Consider the following 17,457-nt stretch of genomic DNA (forward strand, 5'->3'; position numbering starts at 1 on the left):
TATGATACAAGTTTTGGAAAAATTGGCGTAGGTATCTGTTGGGATCAATGGTTTTGTGAGACGGCACGGGCTTTAACACTTAAAGGTGCTGAGATTATTTTTTATCCGACAGCTATAGGAAGTGAGCCTGAGATCGGGCTTGATTCAAAAGAGCATTGGCAACGTGTGCAGATGGGGCATGCTGCGACGAATACAGTGCCGGTCGTTGTGGCAAACCGCTATGGCAAAGAGATGGGTGAGAGCTGTGAGCTAACATTTTATGGCTCTTCATTTATTACTGATTATACAGGTGCAAAAGTGGCTGAAGCGAGTCGAGATAAAGAGGAGATACTCTACGCTGCGTTTGACTTGGATGAGAATGCAAAACAGAGAGAGTACTGGGGACTGCTGCGTGACAGACGACCTGCTATGTATAAAGATATTTCTTAGATACTCTCTAAAATAAGAGCTTCCAAATCCTCAAGTTTTGCAGAAGTTATTTCTCCAAACTGTGTACGGTTAAAGGTCTGCTGGCGTTTTGCGAGCTGGGCTGTGTGGGTTGTGATGTTTTGAAGCATCTCCTCTTTGCTAACTTTTGCATCAAGATACTCTAAAACCTCGACAATGCCAATGGCACCCATAGGATGAGGTGCGCGTGTGTATTTTTGTTCAAGGTAGCAGACTTCATCTATTAACCCCATCTCATACATCTTTTGTGTACGCAGTGTTATTCTTTGTCGCAGCACTTCACGTTCTACATCGATGTTAAAAACAGGCAGATTTGCTATGACTGGCTGTGGTGGATGTGCTTGAAACCACTTTGAGGGAGTGAGCTTGGAGGCTTCATAAATAAGCAGCGCTTTTTCAATGCGGTAGCGGTCATTAGGTGCTATTTTTTGCATATACTTACTATCAAGTGCAGATAAATGGGCATAACACTCTTCTAAATTTTGAAGCTTTTGTTCTACAATTCGCTGCGTTTGGCTTGTGATTTCTGGAAGTGGTGAGAGTCCATCAAGCAGAGATTTGAGATAAAAGGAGGTGCCACCAACGATGATGAGGTTCTTATCATCTTTTTGGCATGCTGCTACTGTCTTTTTGTATAAATCTATAAAAATATCAACACTAAAGTATTCGTTAGGGTAGAGCTCATCAATGCCAAAATGTTTTACTGCGTTTAACTCACTCTTTGATGGTTTTGCCGCGACGATGTCTATCTCTTTGTAGATGCTGAGTGAGTCTATGGAGAGAATGTAGGCATCAGTTTTTTGTGCGACGGCAATGGCAAGGTCACTCTTTCCTGATGCGGTGGGTCCAATGATAGCAAGTTGTTTCATAAATGAATTATAGCATTTTAAGATTGGAGCTCAAAAAGTGCATAGAGTGGATTGTGGTCGGAGATGTTTTTTGTCTCTATTGCCGCTGCGTTTAGCGGGGTGAGACCTCTGTAGTAAATATGGTCAAGCTCTTGTGAAAATATCTTTTTTACATGCTGTCTTTGTTTCAATTCAAGTTCACACAAACCTAACTCCTTTTGAAAATCATTGAGTAAGTTAAGACGCTTTTTGTTCCAGTTATTAAAATCTCCTGCGACAATAAGAGGCTCTTGAATATGTAAGAGCAGCTCTTTGATTTTACAGAGTTCATCTGCAAAGGTTTTTAAAGATACAAAGTTAATAGCATGGATATTTACAAGGTAAAGTGTTCTTTTGTCACAGAGTTGATGTTTAGATATAAGAAAACTTTTGTGTGTGCTAAACCCAAGCTCTTTTTTTGTGGAGAGTGCGCTTATACTGTCGTGAAACAGAGATTTTGTGGCTGTTACAACGCCAAACAGATTCTCTTTTGTTTGAATATTCGCAGCAAGAGTAAAGGAGTACTCTTGAAAAAAGAAGCTACTCTTTTTTGGGTATTTGACCTCTTGGAGTAGAAGAATATCGCTCGGATAACTCTGCATAAGGGTAGAAAAACTTTTTTGAAACGCAGCTGTTTGGTTCTCTTTATGAATATTCCATACAAGCAAAGAAAATTTACAAGCCAAAGAACTTTTTTGATGCTGTAGATTTTTTGCTGACTCTGTTGGAATAAACATATTTACAGTACCGGAGAAGTAAGTCTTGCCAAGCGTGTTGCTAGTTTAAAAAGAAAAGGTTCATGACTTATTTGTGCAATATCAAGCGCATAGGAATTTTGAAAATCTTCTTCAAACATCATTTTTATCTCTTGTGCAAATGCTTTATCTGAGATAAGTGCTGAAATTTCAAAATTGAGTCTAAAAGAGCGATTGTCCATATTCGCTGTACCTACAGTTGCATGAAGAGAATCAATTAACATTACTTTTTGGTGTAAAAAGCCATTGTTGTAGCGAAAAAATTTCACACCTGTAACAGCAATGTTTTCAAAATAGGTAAACGCAGCAAGATAGACTAAAATATGGTCTGCTTTTGCAGGAATTAAAATGCGAACATCCACCCCTCGAAGTCCTGCAAGTTGTAGTGCTTTAATGATAGCTCTGTCGGGAATAAAATAGGGACTCGAAATCCAGATACGCTCTGTTGCAGCATTGATGGCTTGGAGGTACATAAGTGAAGCAGTCTCGACAATATCAGAGGGAGAAGATGGCACAATGAGGACTTTTTTATTCTCTTTTTGTGAGAGTAGTGGCGTCCATCGTAGGTTTTCAATATGTTTTTCAGTTGCCCAAAACCAATCTTCTATAAATGTTTTTTGAACGGCGATGGTGGAGGGACCAGTGAGTTTTAAGTGGGTATCTCTCCAATGTCCAAATTTTTTCTTTTGAGAGAGATACTCATCACCAATATTAAGCCCGCCAAGCCAGCTTGTTATGCCATCGACTATGACTATTTTACGGTGATTTCTAAAGTTGATTTGAAATCTGTTTTTAATACCCTTTTGCGTATGAAAATTGTACACCTCAATCTTTGCTTCTCGCATTGTGTTGAGATAACTCTCGGGGAGTTGGTGGCTTCCAATCTCATCATATATGAAGTAGATTTTTATGCCCTCTTGCGCTTTTTTAATGAGGCTTTGCTGTACTTTTCTTCCAAGCGTATCATCACGGACAATATAAAACTCTAAAAGTACATACTCTTTTGCTTCGGCAATTCCCTCTAAAATACTTGCAAAGGTATTTTCTCCATCAATGAGCAGTTCAAGTTCATTGGCTTGGAGATAGGGCATTTTTACAAGATGTTGGAGACTCTTTTCAAAAAATCCTAAAGAGGCATCTTGCGGTACATACTTTTGCACTTGAGTAAGTGTGTCTTTGAGTTTGTTTGCGACCACTTCTTCTGCCTCTTTACGCGCAGATGTATAGCCCTCAAATTTACTTCTTCCAAAAAACCAGTAGAGGGGAATGGCAACATAGGGGAGGGTGATGAGAGAAATTACCCATGCGGTAGCACCTTGTGAAGTTCTTGCAGTCATTAAAGCATCAAGAGCTAAAATAAATCCAAAGAGATGAAAAAGAAGTAGCAGGTTAAGAAGCATTAGAGAATCTCAGCATCTTCTGCGGTATCATTAAGGAGTTTTGGCTTCTGCGTTGCTGCAATGTTGCCACTAAGAGCTTTTATAAGTTCATTCTCTTGTGATTTATCTAACTTTCCACTAGCAACGGTATCTATGATTTTTTCAGCAATACGCATTTTTGTCATATTCTCTTGCTGGTGAAAGTATTTGTCTAAATTGTCTTGATAAGAACGCAGTTTATCCTCATGCCGCTTTTTAAAAAAATAGTAAATAAAAAAACTTATAATGATAAGTAGAAAAAATGCCATAATTAAAATGTATCGCTCTATTTCTGTATTGTTATCATGTTGCATCTGCATCATTTTCATCTCTAAAAGTGTTTTATCCTTTTTTCCTTGCACTATGATTTTTTCTTTTTCAAGCTCTTTTTTAGTATCTATTTTTTTGAGTTCTATTGCTTTTGATTGTGCTAGTTTTGCTTCTAACTCTTGTTGCGTTTCTCCAATATTACATGCAGAAAAGAGTAGTGCTATTGTTATTAAAATTAGTAATTTCATTCTTTTTAATGCCTTGGCAAATTTTATAAATATTCTACTAAAAAATTTGTTTGATAGATATTAAGTTCCAGACAATAATAATTAAGCACAGTTTGAATATAATTTGTTTATGAAGCAATATAATTATCTCTACGACAATGTTGAAAATTTTCATAATTTTTTGCAAGAGTCTAAAATCACTACAGATCAAACAGCTGTTTTAATACAACTATTTAGTTCACAATCAAAAGAAGTGCTTGAAAATACAGTCTCACAAATTACCAAAGAGCTTCCAAATGCTTTGATTATAGGTGCTTCAACAGCAGGTGAAATCGTTCATGGTACAATTTATGAACAAAAAACAGTTATAAGTATTTCTATTTTTGAAAAAACGCAGTTGCATGCTTATTATGCAGTAGTAGATGATTCTTATGCTTTGGGAAAATCACTTTCAAAAAATCTTTTTAATAAAAATACAAAATGTGTCATTACTTTTTTAGATGGATTAAATCACAACGGAGATGAGTATCTTCAAGGACTGGAGAGTCATAATTTTCAAAAGGCTGTCATTGCTGGTGGTATGGCAGGTGATTTACTCCATTTTAAAAAAACATATACTATTTTTAAAAATAAAATCTTTTCTGGTGGTGCTGTATGTGTAGCACTTGAGGGTGAAGAGTTGGAAGTTTTTGAAGATTATAATCTTGGTTGGCGTGCAGTTGGTCCTACATTTTTGATTACAAAAGCAGATGGTTCAAGAGTTTATGAGATAAATAACCGACCTATAAAAGATGTATATACAGAAGTACTTGGAGATTTCGCAGTTGAAAATATGCCTGCTTCAACCATAGAATTTCCTCTACTCTATGAAGATAATGGTATGCTCATTGCCCGTTCAATGTTAAACTTGAATGATGATGGAAGTATTTTGTATGGCGGAAATATTGATGAGGGGCAAGAGGTTCGTTTTGGAATTGGAAGCCGTAATCTTGTAAACAAGTACAATCCAAAAAGGAAGATAGAAGATGAAGATGCTCTACAGGCTTGTTTTATCTACTCCTGTGTTGCTAGAAAACAGTTTCTGGGTAAAGAGTTAGAGAAAACTTTTCGAATTATTGAGAAAAAGGCACCAGCGAGTGGTTTTTTCACATATGGAGAGTTCTTTTATTCTCAAGAGAAGCCTAAGTTTTTAAACATTGCTACGACGCTAATTTTTTTGCGAGAGAAAAACACGCAACTTTTAGAGCACTCTATCTCAGAAAATCGTAAATTTTATGATAACTCTAAAACAGATAATGTACTCTTTCATTTTATTGATTATGTGACAGAAGAACTTCGTGAACAAGAAAAAAGTTTTAAAGCATCAAAATTTAAACTCGATGAGTTTTTAAAAGCTTTAGAGAGCGTTGTAATTATTGCACGAGTGGATGTTACGGGAAGCATTAAATATGTCAATGGACAGTTTGAAGAGATTAGTGGCTATATGTGTAGAGAATTGATAGGAAAAAATTACACTATATTAAAAAGTAATGAAAGCTCAGAAGAAGATTTTGATGCACCTTTAGAGGAAATTAGAAAAGGAAGAATATGGAGTGGACAGCTAACACAAACTGCAAAAGATGGCACTGTTTTTTATCTAAATACCTCAATAATACCTATTCACGATGAAAAGCATAATATTTTAGAATATATGGTCATTAGTGAAGATGTTACGGATTTGGTAAAGAGTAAACAAAAAGCGCAAGAAGCAGAAGCGGCGCAGTCTATGTTCTTGGCAAATATGAGCCATGAAATACGAACGCCTATGAACGGAATTATTGGTTTTAGTGAACTTTTGGAAAAAACAGAGCTAAATAAAACGCAGCAAAAATATGTAAAAGTAATCGGAAGTTCCACAAAAGTTTTACTTGATATTGTGAATGATATTTTAGATTCTTCAAAAATAACACATAAAAAAATTGTACTTGAAAAACTATCTATAGATCCCTATGATGAATTTAGAACTACATTTGAACTTTTACAACTCTCTGCGGATGAAAAATCTTTGACATATCTATTTGATATAGATACAAGGATTGCAAACTGTATAGTGAGTGATTCTGTTCGTCTGCGCCAAATTATTACAAATTTACTCTCTAATGCCATAAAATTTACACCAAATTTTGGAGCTGTCAGTTTTAAAATAATGTTAAAAAATGATGAAAAAGAGCAACAAAATATACGATTTAGTATAAAAGACAGTGGTGTAGGTATAGCAGAGTCAAAAATTAAAGAGATTTTTAAGCCATTTACACAGGCAGATGTTTCAACTACCAGAAAGTTTGGAGGAACAGGGCTGGGTCTTAGTATAAGCTCTGATTTACTTAAGGTTTTTGGAAGTGAACTTAAGGTGCATTCACAAGAGGAGGAAGGGAGTGAATTTTACTTTGATATTGTTTTTCAAAAGTGCCATAAAAGTAGTGCTTCTTTAGAGAAAGATACAAATACCTCTATTTGTGATAAAGCAAATAATTATGACAAATTATACTTAAATGTACTTGTCGCGGAAGATTATGATGTCAACAGAATGTTAATTGACTCAATTTTTGAAAAATATGAAAATATTTCACTTACTTTTGCTGTTGATGGAGATGATGCGATACACAAGGTAGAAAAAAAATCTTATGATTTGATTTTGATGGATATAAATATGCCGATAAAAAATGGCATTGAAGCGACAAAATATATACGAAAAAAATTACATCTTAATATACCTATAATTGCACTAACCGCAAATACACTTGAGGGAGATAAAAAAAGATTTTTAGAGTGTGGGATGGATGGGTATTTAAGCAAACCTATAGAAATAGACAAACTTGAAGAGATTTTGCATAAGTACTCAAAATCGCAGAATCAAATGAACAGAATCTATATAGAAGAGATAGTGAACAGATTAAGGACAAAAGTAGGGCTTAGTGAAGAGGTGTCATTGAATCTTTTAAAAACTTTTTTATCAAGTGTTCATGAGATATTGCCAGAGTTGCAAGAGGCTATTGAGCTTAAAGATGTGCAAAAAGTGTATGAAAAAGCACATAAGTTAAAAGGTGCTGCCGGTGCGCTCTATATTGACAATATTTATGATCTAATGAAAGAGATAGAACATAATGCTTTAGAAAAAAAAGTATTGGATTATAGTGAAGAGTTAAACGCAGTCACGAAACATATTAAAATGATTGAGCAGGTACTGGGCTAATATCATCCAACTTTAAATCACTTTTAGCTAGAATAGCTCTTATTAATTTACAAAGGGAATTATTTGCAAAGAGTACTGAAAAAAGCAAAAGATTTTAATGAGCTTGTGATGTTTGAACACTCTATATTTTCACTGCCTTTTATTTTTATTGCTATGGTTGTTGCAGCAGATGGATGGTTTGGCTATTGGTTGCTTTTGATGGGTGTTTTAGCAGCGCTGAGTGCAAGAAACTTTGCAATGGGTGTGAACCGTTACGCTGATAGAGACATCGATGCACAAAATCCTCGAACTGCCTCTCGTCCTAATGTTGATGGGCGTTTGGATGCTATGAGTATTTTGATTTTTATTGTTGTAAACGCAGCGATATTTGTCACCGTTGCATATATGATAAATACACTTGCCTTTGCCCTAAGCATTCCTATTTTGGCAGTTTTAGGCTCTTACTCTTACTTTAAAAGATTTTCCTCTTTGGCACATGTTATTTTGGGTATCTCTTTAGGACTTGCCCCTATTGCAGGTGTGGTTGCTGTCACTGCTACTATACCTTTATGGTCGGTTCTACTCTCTCTTGGTGTGATTTTTTGGGTTGCTGGGTTTGATCTGCTCTACTCTTTACAAGATATTGACTTTGATAAAGAGAAAAATCTTCACTCTATTCCTTCAAAGTATGGAGCAGAGGCGACACTCTTCATCTCTGCTCTTTTTCACTCTCTTGCAGTGCTTTTTTGGATTTTGTTTGTTTGGTCAGCTGGTCTTGGATTTTTCGCATTTGTAGCAGCCATTGGAAGTGGATTTGTACTTTACTATGAACAGACTTTGGTTCGTCGTGATTTTACTAAAATTGATAGAGCATTTTTTACCGTCAATGGTTATTTGGGCATCGCTTTTTTCATTTTAATTGTTATAGATAGAATGCTTTCATGAACAGACCTCGTTTAGTCCCTGCACCAATAAGCATACAATTTTCTCAAGCTGATTTAGATAAAGCACTTTATGAGCGAGAGTACCAACAACTTAGTGAAAGTGATGATGACCCCATTAGCCAGTGGCTAAAACTTGCAAAAGCAAGAGGCGAAACAGCAGAGAGTGACCCTATACTATTGAATTTAATGGTGGAATTACATAGAAAAATAGATGCACTAGAGATGTTTTTAAAAAATGAAGAGCCTAAAAGAGTCTCTTTGACTTGTGAAGCTGAAATAGGGGCGATAGGCTTTGAACATTTTGAACTAAAAGATGCTCTTTTAGAAGAGGGTGTGCTTTACTATGGTCGTTTAGATATGCCTGTGCATCCTAGGCGTGATATTGGTGTTTTTTTCAAAGCACTTTCACCTTCTCTTGTAGAGATTGTAAAAATGCATGAGAGAGATGAAAAAGAGTGGGCGGCATATATGACAGCTCGTGAGCGTGTGCTTATACGAGAAATGCGAGAGAAAAAATCGTGAATATAGCAAACTTGAATCTTTCGTTTAGTCTTGAATATATTGTCATTCTTATGGCACTAATCATTTTGTATCTTCTTTATTATGTTTTTACTAAAGATGCAAAATATACAAAGAACATCCGTTCTGTTGCTTCTGTTGTTGAAGATGCAAATCGTGAAATATATTATCTCAAAAAAAAGCTAGAGCAAACGCAGCAGAGTATTCAAAAAAATTCGCAGCGCATGAATGATGATGAGATATACCAAGAGATAGAGAGAAGTGTTTATGATATGCAGCAACCTTTAGCACTTGCACTCAAACAGATGCAAAACAACATTGAATCTATTGAACTTGAAATAGATGCTCGAATGTCACAACTTGAAAGTGGTGTCAGACAGATTTCTATTCCCTCTTCTTTGCATGCAAACGATGATGAAAAAATCATCTCTTTGTATAAGCAGGGTGTTGATATTGAAATAATTTCAAAAGAGCTTCATCTTGCCCAGCCTGAAGTTGAATTTGTACTTAAAATAAATAAGATAAAGTAGCCCTAGTGTATAGTGCAGATAGAAAACTTTTTACTTTAGTGAGTATTTTAATAGGTATAGGAATTATTCTCTCTTATACACTTACTCCATATACAACACTGCTTTTTGATGTAAGTCAATTTCACTTTGTTATTCGCCAATCCATTTTTGGTCTGCTTGGTATTAGCATTATTTTTGGACTCTCTCAGTTAGATCCAGACAAATGGCTGAAGCCAATTGGTTTGACACTTTTTGCTGTTTCACTTATTTTAATGATTGCTATGCCTTTTTTACCAGAGAGTGTTGTTTCTGCTGTTGGTGGTGCAAAAAGATGGATAAAAGTTGCAGGATTCTCTTTAGCCCCCGTTGAGTTTTTCAAGGTTGGTTTTGTTTACTTTTTGGCATGGAGTTTCTCCAGAAAACTTGGGCATCATGACGGTATGGGACTTAAAAATGAGTTTAAAAGATTTCTCCCTTATGCTGTAATATTTGTTATGGCAATGTTTATTATTGCTTTTTTACAAAAAGATATTGGGCAGGTCGTTGTTTTGGGTGCTACACTTCTTTTTATGTTGATGTTTGCAGGGAGTAGCTTTCGTTTTTTCTTTACTATTTTAGGTGGAATTTTTACAGCTATTGTCATTTTTATATTGACAGCACATCATCGTATTTTGCGTATAAAATCATGGTGGGCACTTGCTCAAAACTCGGTTTTGGGACTTTTACCAGATAGCATTGCAGACAAACTGCGTGTACCCGTTGAGGTGGAACCTTACCAAATAGGAAACTCATTAAACGCAATTCATAACGGCGGTCTTTTTGGAACAGGATTGGGTGATGGGACATTTAAGCTCGGTTTTTTAAGTGAAGTACATACCGATTTTGTTTTAGCAGGGCTCTCTGAAGAGTTTGGTTTTATTGGGCTTTTGTTTGTTGTATTCATATTTCTTTGGATGATACAGAGAATTTTTAAGATTGCAAACCGTTCAGAAGATATGAGTATTTATCTTTTTAGTATGGGTATTGGTCTTGTTTTATCGTTTGAATTTTTAGTAAATGCCTATGGAATTAGTGGAATAACCCCAATTAAAGGTATCTCTGTACCTTTTTTAAGCTATGGCGGCTCGGCAATGTTAGGTGCTGCGTTTGGCGTTGGTATGGTTTTAATGGCATCAAAAAAAGCAAAAATGGATAAGGATAAAAAGTTATGAAAATCTGCATAACAGGTGGTGGAACAGGTGGACATCTGATGATAGCCGAAGCTTTGGCAGAGGCGGCTGTTGCAGATGGGCATGAGGTCATCTTTATAGGTTCAACAAGCGGACAAGATAGAAAGTATTTTGCTAAAAACAGTCTCTTTTCTCATGTCTATTTTTTAGAGACAACAGGGGTTGTAAATCAAAAAGGTTTAGGAAAAATAAAAGCCCTTTTTAAAGTGTTTCGAGCTTTTTTACAAGCAAAAAAAATACTAAAAGAGCAAAAAATAGATGCGGTATATAGTGTAGGTGGTTTTTCTGCTGCACCTGCTGCGTTTGCTTCTATTTTTAATGGAGTGCCACTTTTTATTCATGAACAAAACGCAGTGCAGGGAAGACTTAATGGGCTTCTAAAGAGGTACGCAAAAAGTTTTGTATCAGCCTATGATGCAAATTCTCCCATCAAAGGCTATCCTGTAAAAGAAGTCTTTTATAAAAATGCAAGAGTACGAGACGAACTTAAAAGCATAATATTTTTAGGTGGCAGTCATGGTGCAAGAGCTATTAATGAATTAGCTTTGAGGGTGGCAAAAGAGTTGCAAGATATGGGCATAAATATCGTACATCAAGCGGGAGAGTTTGATTATGAGAGAGTAAAAAAAGCATATAAAGCAATGGGCGTAGATGCCTCACTCTATGCCTTTACAAAAGAGTTACCAATACTTATAGAGAGTGCAGATTTAGCCGTCTCACGCGCAGGAGCTTCTACTCTTTGGGAACTTACAGCAAATGGATGCCCCGCACTGTTTATTCCCTATCCATACGCAGCGGGTGATCATCAGTACCACAATGCTCAGTTTATAGTAGAACATAATTTGGGTTGGTGTGCAAGAGAGAATGAAGATTTGAAAGGAGTTTTGATGCAAATCATAAAAGAGCCTAAACTTAGAGAAAAGAGCGAAAAACTTTTGAAATATAGTACAAAAGATGTGGCTGCTGCTATGATACAAGATGTGCAAGAGAAAATAAATGATTAAAAGGAAATAAGGATGCTTCATGAATTAGCGCAGGATTTAGTAAATTTAATATTTGATTGGGGGTATGTTGGAATAGTGATTATGATGGCTATTGAATCTAGTTTTATTCCATTTCCTAGTGAACTTGTTTTGGTGCCTGCTGGGTATTTGGCTTCGCAGGGAAGTATGAGTATTTTAGCCATTATGGGGAGTGCCTTGGTGGGTAGTCTTATTGGTGCATTTATAAATTACTATTTGGCACTGACACTTGGGCGTAAGTTTCTTATTAAATTTGGAAAGTATTTTTTCATTAAAGAAGAGACGCTCATAAAGATGGAAAATTATTTTGAGAAGCATGGGCATATCTCTACTTTTACTGGGCGTTTAATTCCTGGTATTCGTCAGCTTATCTCCATCCCTGCTGGAATTGCGAAGATGGATTTGGTGCAATTTTCGCTCTACACTACTTTAGGTGCAGGAATTTGGGCATTAGTGCTTACGCTTTTGGGCTATTTTATAGGAACAAATGAAGCGCTTATTCATCAATACTTAAAAGAAATCACTATTGTCGTAGTTGTGCTGCTTGTAATTTTAGTCGCTGTATACTATCGTTATCAAAAGAGAAAGGCGTAGTTTATGGACTATATGTTTGCACCAGGGTTTTTAGGTACGAGGGCTCCATTTTTTATGGATTTCGTTACTTTAATAGTTGTAATTTTGCCACTACTTGTCTATAGTGCAATTATATTTGCAAAGAAAAAATTCTATAAGATACATGGCTTTTTACAAAATCTCATCTTTGTGGTTTCTGTCATAGTTGTTGGTTATTTTGAATATGGTGTGCGTGTTGGTGGGGGTTTTGATGCCTTTATGCAGGGAAGTAAAGTCTCTCATAGTTATGCTTCAGTTGTGTTGATAGTACATATTATCATAGCAACTATTACACTTTTGTACTGGGGTGTAACAGTTGCAAAGGCGAATTACCAATTTTCAAAAGGTCTTATTCCTGGCAGAAAATCTAATGCACATAAACTTTTGGCATTCAAAACATTTTTAGGCATTGTTTTTACCTCTTTTAGCGGTATTTGGGTTTATCTGCTATTATTCGTCTATTAAAAAAGTTACCAAAAGGAAAAAATATGTTAGAAATAGGTCAAAAAGCTCCAGAGTTTTGTCTGCCAAATCAAGATGATGTTGAGATGTGTTTAAGAGATTTAAAAGGAAAATGGATAGTTTTATACTTTTATCCTCGTGACAATACTCCGGGTTGTACAACTGAGGCATGTGAGTTTACAGAGGCTGCACCTGATTTTTCTTCTCTAAACGCAGTGATTCTAGGTGTGAGTGCAGACAGCACGAAAAAACATAGAAACTTTATAGAAAAGAAAGATCTTGGCATTACACTATTAAGTGATGAAAGTACTGATATGATGCAGAGTTACGGTGTATGGCAGTTGAAGAAAAACTATGGCAAAGAGTATATGGGCATTGTCCGTTCAACTTTTATTATTGATCCTGAAGGACTTGTTCGTGCAAAATGGGAAAAAGTACGAGTAAAAGGACATGTAGAAGCTGTAAAAGAGAAGCTAGAAGAGTTACAAAACGCGTAAGCTAAAAAGAGAAAATCTCTTTTTAGTATCTATATCTAATATAAAAACGAATATCTTGAGCCGTATCGACTACGCTGTCTCCAAGCCCATTTGCAATGGCTTGCTCCATTGAGAGTGGTGTTCCTGTTGTGTCTCCAAAAAATCCATTACTTCCTGAATATGCATAGTCAATATAGGTATAACGAACTTGTATTGAGAGTGCATCTTCAATGATTGGTTCAGTAAAATAAGCCTCATAAGCATCACCACGCGCTGCGAGTTTAGAACCTATATTTGTATCTTCACCATAGGTCATACTCCTCCAAAATTTACTTCCGTGGTTGTACTCAAGACCCCAGCGTCCCTCTTCGCTTATAAGTGATGGAATCTGTACGCCTGTCCAAACAGAGTATCCAGTTTTTGCTTCTGTTCGTCCAAGCATCCCACCGCCGTTCTTGTCGGGATTAGTAATACTCATAGCACCACTTACAAAGAAAATTGTGTCGTCTAAAAAATCACTAATTTCGTCTCCAATGCCATTTGCAACAATATTTGCAGTAAGCGAATGCAGACCACCAACTGTTTTAAAGCCTTGTGTAGGATCTAGAGGATTTTTAACATCAATTAGATTGTTTGCATAGTAGTATTGCGTGTTGAGTGAGTACTGCCCATTATCATATGGAACGAAAATAAGTCCTGCGAGGTCAATATTGGGCGTAGTATCTTTGTTTGATGCGTATGGAGTAGAACTTATTCTTGGTTTTGCATTGCTAAGACCTCGTCCTGCACAAAACTTCACATACATTCCCTCTACACCTGTTACATTTTCGAGTACAAATTTTGAGCTTAGTCCATCAAACTCTACATTAATAGTATGTCCCATTGGTGATGAGGCATGGTCATCATCTCTAAGATTTACAAGGTGTCCATTTGTAGATGGACGACGACCGATACTGAATGTCCAAGGAATATCGGTTGTTATAAAAGTGTCATTTTTATATAAAAAATATGCAGAGCGTACACGCAGAGTATCATCATATGCATTCTCATTTGCTATCCAGTCAAAAGTTTCATAAGCACCATTGTTCGCTCCGCTTCTTGCACCAAAGGCTTTGTTATACGCAAGTTGTCCTGTAAAACTAAGGTGTTTTGTAGCTGCCCAATTCATATTTAACCAGAGTCTGTTTGTCATAAAGGCATCATTATTTACATTTGAGCCATCTGCCATTTTGTATTGCATATTTTCAATTGCAAATCTATAATCGACATTAAATTTTAGATGAGAGCCATTTGTTGCTTTATTGAGATTTGTAAGGGACTCTTCAAGATCGCTAAGCCTTTCATCTACGCTTCCTTCATCTTCATCCTCTGCATCGGATTCTTTCGCTTTCCTGGCCTCTTTAGCCTCTTCTTGAGCTTTGAGTGCCTCTGCTTTGAGTTGTTTTTGTTCTGCTTTTAAGGCACTTATTTCATGTTGTAACTTTTTCATATCAAGCTCCATAGCTTGAAATTTTGTGTACATTGTCTCTGCGTTTAGATTACTACCTAGTAGTGCTACAGTTGCTAAAGAAAGGAGGAGAGGCTTATTCATTGTGTCCCTTTTATTAAATTCTTGTGATACTATACATTAAGTTGTATAAATATAATTTTAAATTATATCTGTAGTTTTTTACTTTTGTCTAAAAAGCTATAATTAAAGAATATTTTAGTATAATTTGTGGATTTTTCTTTAAAACTTATGTAAAAAAGAAAATATTAACAGATTGTGTCAAAAAGTTAGTGCAACCCGTTTTTTAACGGTTATTGTTCGACACTCTCGAAGCCAACTAACAAAATTTCTTTGCATAAAATAGTGCAATTTAAGGATACCCTATGGTAACTATGAAAGACCTCTTAGAATGTGGTGTACACTTCGGACATCAAACTCGTCGTTGGAACCCGAAAATGAAAAAATATATTTTTGGTGTTCGTAAAAATATCTATATTATTGATTTACAAAAAACTCTTCGCTATTTCCGTAGCACTTACACTGTTGTTATGGATGCTGCAGCTGAAGGGAAAACAATTTTATTTGTAGGAACTAAAAAACAAGCTCGTAACTCAGTTCGTGAAGCTGCAATCGCTTGTAATATGCCGTATGTAGATAACAGATGGTTAGGTGGTATGCTTACTAACTTCCCAACTATTCAAAAATCTATTCGTAAACTTGATGTTATCACTGAGATGCAAGAAAATGGTCAAATTGATCTTTTAACAAAAAAAGAAGCTTTAATGCTTTCTCGTCAAAAAGCAAAACTTGAGCAATATTTCGGTGGTATCCGTAATATGAAAAAACTTCCAGATATGCTTTTTGTTGTTGATGCAGTAAAAGAACACATTGCAGTTTTAGAAGCAAGATGTCTTAACATTCCTATTGTTGCGCCACTAGATACTAACTGTGATCCAGACTTAATCGACTACCCAATTCCAGGGAATGATGATGCTATCCGTTCTATTCAACTTTTCTGTCGTGAAATGACAGCTGCTATTAATGAAGGTAAAGCACTTCGTGATGCACCAGCAGAAGAAGAACAAGCAGAAGAGACTTCAACAGAAGAAGCTCCAGCTGAAGAAACAGTAGCTCCAAAAGCTACAGAGGAAGCGTAATTATGGCAGCAGTAACAGCAGCAATGGTAAAAGAGTTGCGTAGTGCAACTGACGCACCAATGATGGATTGTAAAAAAGTTCTTGTTGAAGCTGATGGCGATATGGAAAAAGCAGCTGAGCTTTTAAAAGAGCGTGGTATTGCTAAAGCAGCGAAAAAAGCAGATAGAGTTGCAGCAGAAGGTCTTGTAGGTCTTAAAATTGCTGATGATTTCTCTAAAGCTACAGTTACAGAGATTAACTCTGAAACTGATTTCGTTTCCAAAAATGAAGGTTTCCAAAACCTAGTACTTAAAACTACTGAAGAGATTTTTAACACTAATCCAAGTGATGTTGCAGAAGTTATGGGAAGTGAGTTTGGTTCTTATTTCACTGAAACAGTTGCAAAAATTGGTGAAAAAATCGAACTTCGTCGTTTTGGTACTTTAGAAGCTGAAGATGATACGGTTGCTATGAATGCTTACATCCACTCAAATGGGCGTATCGCAGTTATTGTAAAAGCAAAATGTGATAGTGCTAAAACTGCTGAAGGTTTAAGAGATACGCTTAAACAAGTTGCAATGCACGCATCTGCTATGAAACCTACAACACTTTCATACAAAGATTTTGATGCTGAGTATGTAGAGAGTGAAACAAAAGGTAGAATTGAAGCTATCAAAAAAGAGAATGAAGAACTTGCGCGTTTGAAAAAACCTCTTAAAAATGTTCCTCTTTATGTATCTATGATGCAACTTACTGAAGATGTAATGAAAAAAGCAGAAGAGAACATTAGAGCAGTATTGAAAGAACAAAACAAACCTGAAAAAATCTGGGACAAAATTATTCCCGGTCAATTAGCGCGTTTTATTGATGACAATACTACACTCGACAAAGAGCAAGCTCTTTTAGATCAAAGTTATGTTCTTGATGAGAAAAAAACAGTAGCTGAGGCTGTTGAAGCGGCTGCCAAAAAACTTGGTGGAACTGCTGAAATAGTTGATTTTATTCGCCTTGAAGTTGGTGAAGGAATCGAGAAAAAAGAAGACGATTTTGCAGCGGAAGTTGCAGCGCAAATGAGCTAAGCCTTTGGCTTAACTCATTTCATTTATGAAGTGGGATTATCTTTTATCCCAGTCACGAACTAAGTTGTGACATTTGTAACATTGTTCTTGAATTTGAACAAGTGCATCTTGTGATTCCATTTGAGCTTCAATATTTTTCAAGTTTTTATCTGCGTAAATTTCATCAATTTGATCAATATATTGATTAATCATTCTTCCACTATTTACAGCAATTCTTGATTTATATTTCAATTTATCAGGTAATAAACTGATAACTTTTTCTTTACTGCCTAATGTGTGCTTAATATTTTTTTTCAAATCAGCTAATAATCTGACAGACTTTTCTCTATCATTTAATAAAAATGCTCTTTGCACTGATGACAAACTTGTTGCCAAGACATTCATATCATGCTTTAATGTCTCTGCGTTTAAGCTTGAAACTAAACTTGCACCTAAAACTAAACCTGCTAATGTTTTCTTTAACATAAAACTCTCCCTTTTGTTTTATAAATATACCCGAAAGTATTTATCTTACTATTTTATCATAAAATACTTTTAAATTATAAGAAATTACAATAAAATCTACCTCTTTTAAAATTTTATGTTCTATAAATTTGATATAATTGCTTTATGAATCTATTATCTGCACAAAATTTATCACACTCTTTTGAATACAAACTATTTTCAAATGTTTCACTTGACTTATATGAAAAAGAGTCTATAGCTATTATGGGTATGAGTGGTAGCGGCAAATCTACTCTTTTACATCTTCTCTCTACACTTTTA

At 35.7% G+C, this 17,457-nt stretch carries 19 protein-coding genes; 13 read left to right on the forward strand and 6 right to left on the reverse strand.

What is annotated here, in order from left to right; genetic code table 11:
- Positions 1–429: nitrilase-related carbon-nitrogen hydrolase (locus tag MVY38_RS00010; protein ID WP_297482010.1), on the forward strand; the 429-nt coding region annotated here is incomplete at its 5' end.
- Here the strand turns inward: MVY38_RS00010 and miaA are convergent.
- The 4 genes from miaA to MVY38_RS00030 are packed head-to-tail and all read right to left on the reverse strand — an operon-like array spanning position 426 to position 4,025.
- Positions 426–1,316, reverse strand: a complete 891-nt coding sequence (miaA, locus tag MVY38_RS00015; protein ID WP_297482013.1) for a tRNA (adenosine(37)-N6)-dimethylallyltransferase MiaA — start codon at positions 1,314–1,316, stop codon at positions 426–428. The genes MVY38_RS00010 and miaA overlap by 4 nt on opposite strands.
- Before the next feature lie 17 nt (positions 1,317–1,333).
- Positions 1,334–2,071, reverse strand: coding sequence for an endonuclease/exonuclease/phosphatase family protein (locus tag MVY38_RS00020; protein WP_297482014.1), 738 nt, complete (start codon positions 2,069–2,071; stop codon positions 1,334–1,336).
- A 2-nt stretch (positions 2,072–2,073) separates the two neighbouring features.
- Positions 2,074–3,489 (reverse strand): cardiolipin synthase, encoded by a 1,416-nt coding sequence (cls, locus tag MVY38_RS00025; RefSeq protein WP_297482015.1) that lies wholly within the window; start codon positions 3,487–3,489, stop codon positions 2,074–2,076.
- Complete coding sequence (locus MVY38_RS00030) at positions 3,489–4,025, reverse strand: hypothetical protein (protein WP_297482016.1); 537 nt, start codon at positions 4,023–4,025, stop codon at positions 3,489–3,491. Before MVY38_RS00030 ends, cls begins: the two co-directional genes overlap by 1 nt.
- Positions 4,026–4,134: 109 nt before the next feature.
- Here MVY38_RS00030 and MVY38_RS00035 point away from each other — a divergent pair, with 109 nt between their 5' ends.
- The 9 genes from MVY38_RS00035 (at position 4,135) to bcp (ending at position 13,009) form a co-directional block, all read left to right on the forward strand.
- Positions 4,135–7,236 carry an FIST N-terminal domain-containing protein gene (locus tag MVY38_RS00035; RefSeq protein ID WP_297482017.1) on the forward strand — a complete coding sequence of 1,034 codons (3,102 nt, stop codon included), beginning with the start codon at positions 4,135–4,137 and terminating at the stop codon, positions 7,234–7,236.
- A gap of 63 nt (positions 7,237–7,299) precedes the next feature.
- A complete protein-coding gene (gene mqnP / locus MVY38_RS00040; protein WP_297482018.1) occupies positions 7,300–8,160 on the forward strand; it encodes a menaquinone biosynthesis prenyltransferase MqnP in 861 nt (286 codons plus the stop codon).
- The gene (locus tag MVY38_RS00045; RefSeq protein ID WP_297482019.1) at positions 8,157–8,681 is read left to right on the forward strand and encodes a hypothetical protein; all 525 of its coding nucleotides are present in this window, start codon (positions 8,157–8,159) and stop codon (positions 8,679–8,681) included. Before mqnP ends, MVY38_RS00045 begins: the two co-directional genes overlap by 4 nt.
- Complete coding sequence (locus tag MVY38_RS00050) at positions 8,678–9,208, forward strand: hypothetical protein (protein ID WP_297482020.1); 531 nt, start codon at positions 8,678–8,680, stop codon at positions 9,206–9,208. The genes MVY38_RS00045 and MVY38_RS00050 overlap by 4 nt, the downstream gene beginning before the upstream one ends.
- A gap of 5 nt (positions 9,209–9,213) precedes the next feature.
- Positions 9,214–10,398: an FtsW/RodA/SpoVE family cell cycle protein gene (locus tag MVY38_RS00055; protein WP_297482021.1), complete on the forward strand. Its 1,185-nt coding sequence runs from the start codon at positions 9,214–9,216 to the stop codon at positions 10,396–10,398.
- Entirely contained in the window at positions 10,395–11,420 is a 1,026-nt protein-coding gene (gene murG / locus MVY38_RS00060) for an undecaprenyldiphospho-muramoylpentapeptide beta-N-acetylglucosaminyltransferase (RefSeq protein WP_297482022.1), read from the forward strand. The genes MVY38_RS00055 and murG overlap by 4 nt, the downstream gene beginning before the upstream one ends.
- 12 nt (positions 11,421–11,432) lie before the next feature.
- On the forward strand, positions 11,433–12,032 hold the full coding sequence (locus MVY38_RS00065; protein WP_297433756.1) for a DedA family protein: 600 nt from the start codon (positions 11,433–11,435) through the stop codon (positions 12,030–12,032).
- A 3-nt stretch (positions 12,033–12,035) separates the two neighbouring features.
- Complete coding sequence (locus MVY38_RS00070; protein ID WP_297482023.1) at positions 12,036–12,515, forward strand: DUF420 domain-containing protein; 480 nt, start codon at positions 12,036–12,038, stop codon at positions 12,513–12,515.
- Between the two features lie 23 nt (positions 12,516–12,538).
- Positions 12,539–13,009, forward strand: coding sequence for a thioredoxin-dependent thiol peroxidase (bcp, locus tag MVY38_RS00075; RefSeq protein ID WP_297482024.1), 471 nt, complete (start codon positions 12,539–12,541; stop codon positions 13,007–13,009).
- Between the two features lie 22 nt (positions 13,010–13,031).
- On the opposite strand, the gene MVY38_RS00080 is transcribed toward bcp, so the two are convergent.
- Positions 13,032–14,579 (reverse strand): DUF3373 family protein, encoded by a 1,548-nt coding sequence (locus tag MVY38_RS00080; protein WP_297482025.1) that lies wholly within the window; start codon positions 14,577–14,579, stop codon positions 13,032–13,034.
- Between the two features lie 281 nt (positions 14,580–14,860).
- On the opposite strand from MVY38_RS00080, the gene rpsB reads away from it, so the two are divergent.
- Positions 14,861–15,634, forward strand: a complete 774-nt coding sequence (gene rpsB / locus MVY38_RS00085) for a 30S ribosomal protein S2 (protein WP_297482026.1) — start codon at positions 14,861–14,863, stop codon at positions 15,632–15,634.
- A 2-nt stretch (positions 15,635–15,636) separates the two neighbouring features.
- Entirely contained in the window at positions 15,637–16,692 is a 1,056-nt protein-coding gene (gene tsf / locus MVY38_RS00090; RefSeq protein ID WP_297482027.1) for a translation elongation factor Ts, read from the forward strand.
- Between the two features lie 36 nt (positions 16,693–16,728).
- Here the strand turns inward: tsf and MVY38_RS00095 are convergent, their stop codons facing one another.
- The gene (locus MVY38_RS00095; protein WP_297482028.1) at positions 16,729–17,157 is read right to left on the reverse strand and encodes a hypothetical protein; all 429 of its coding nucleotides are present in this window, start codon (positions 17,155–17,157) and stop codon (positions 16,729–16,731) included.
- A gap of 144 nt (positions 17,158–17,301) precedes the next feature.
- Between MVY38_RS00095 and MVY38_RS00100 the strand changes: the two genes are divergently transcribed.
- Positions 17,302–17,457 (forward strand): ATP-binding cassette domain-containing protein (locus tag MVY38_RS00100; RefSeq protein ID WP_297482029.1); only part of this gene is annotated, 156 nt, incomplete at its 3' end.

This window comes from Sulfurimonas sp., from assembly GCF_027056685.1.
In the GTDB taxonomy this organism is placed as follows: Bacteria; Campylobacterota; Campylobacteria; order Campylobacterales; family Sulfurimonadaceae; genus Sulfurimonas.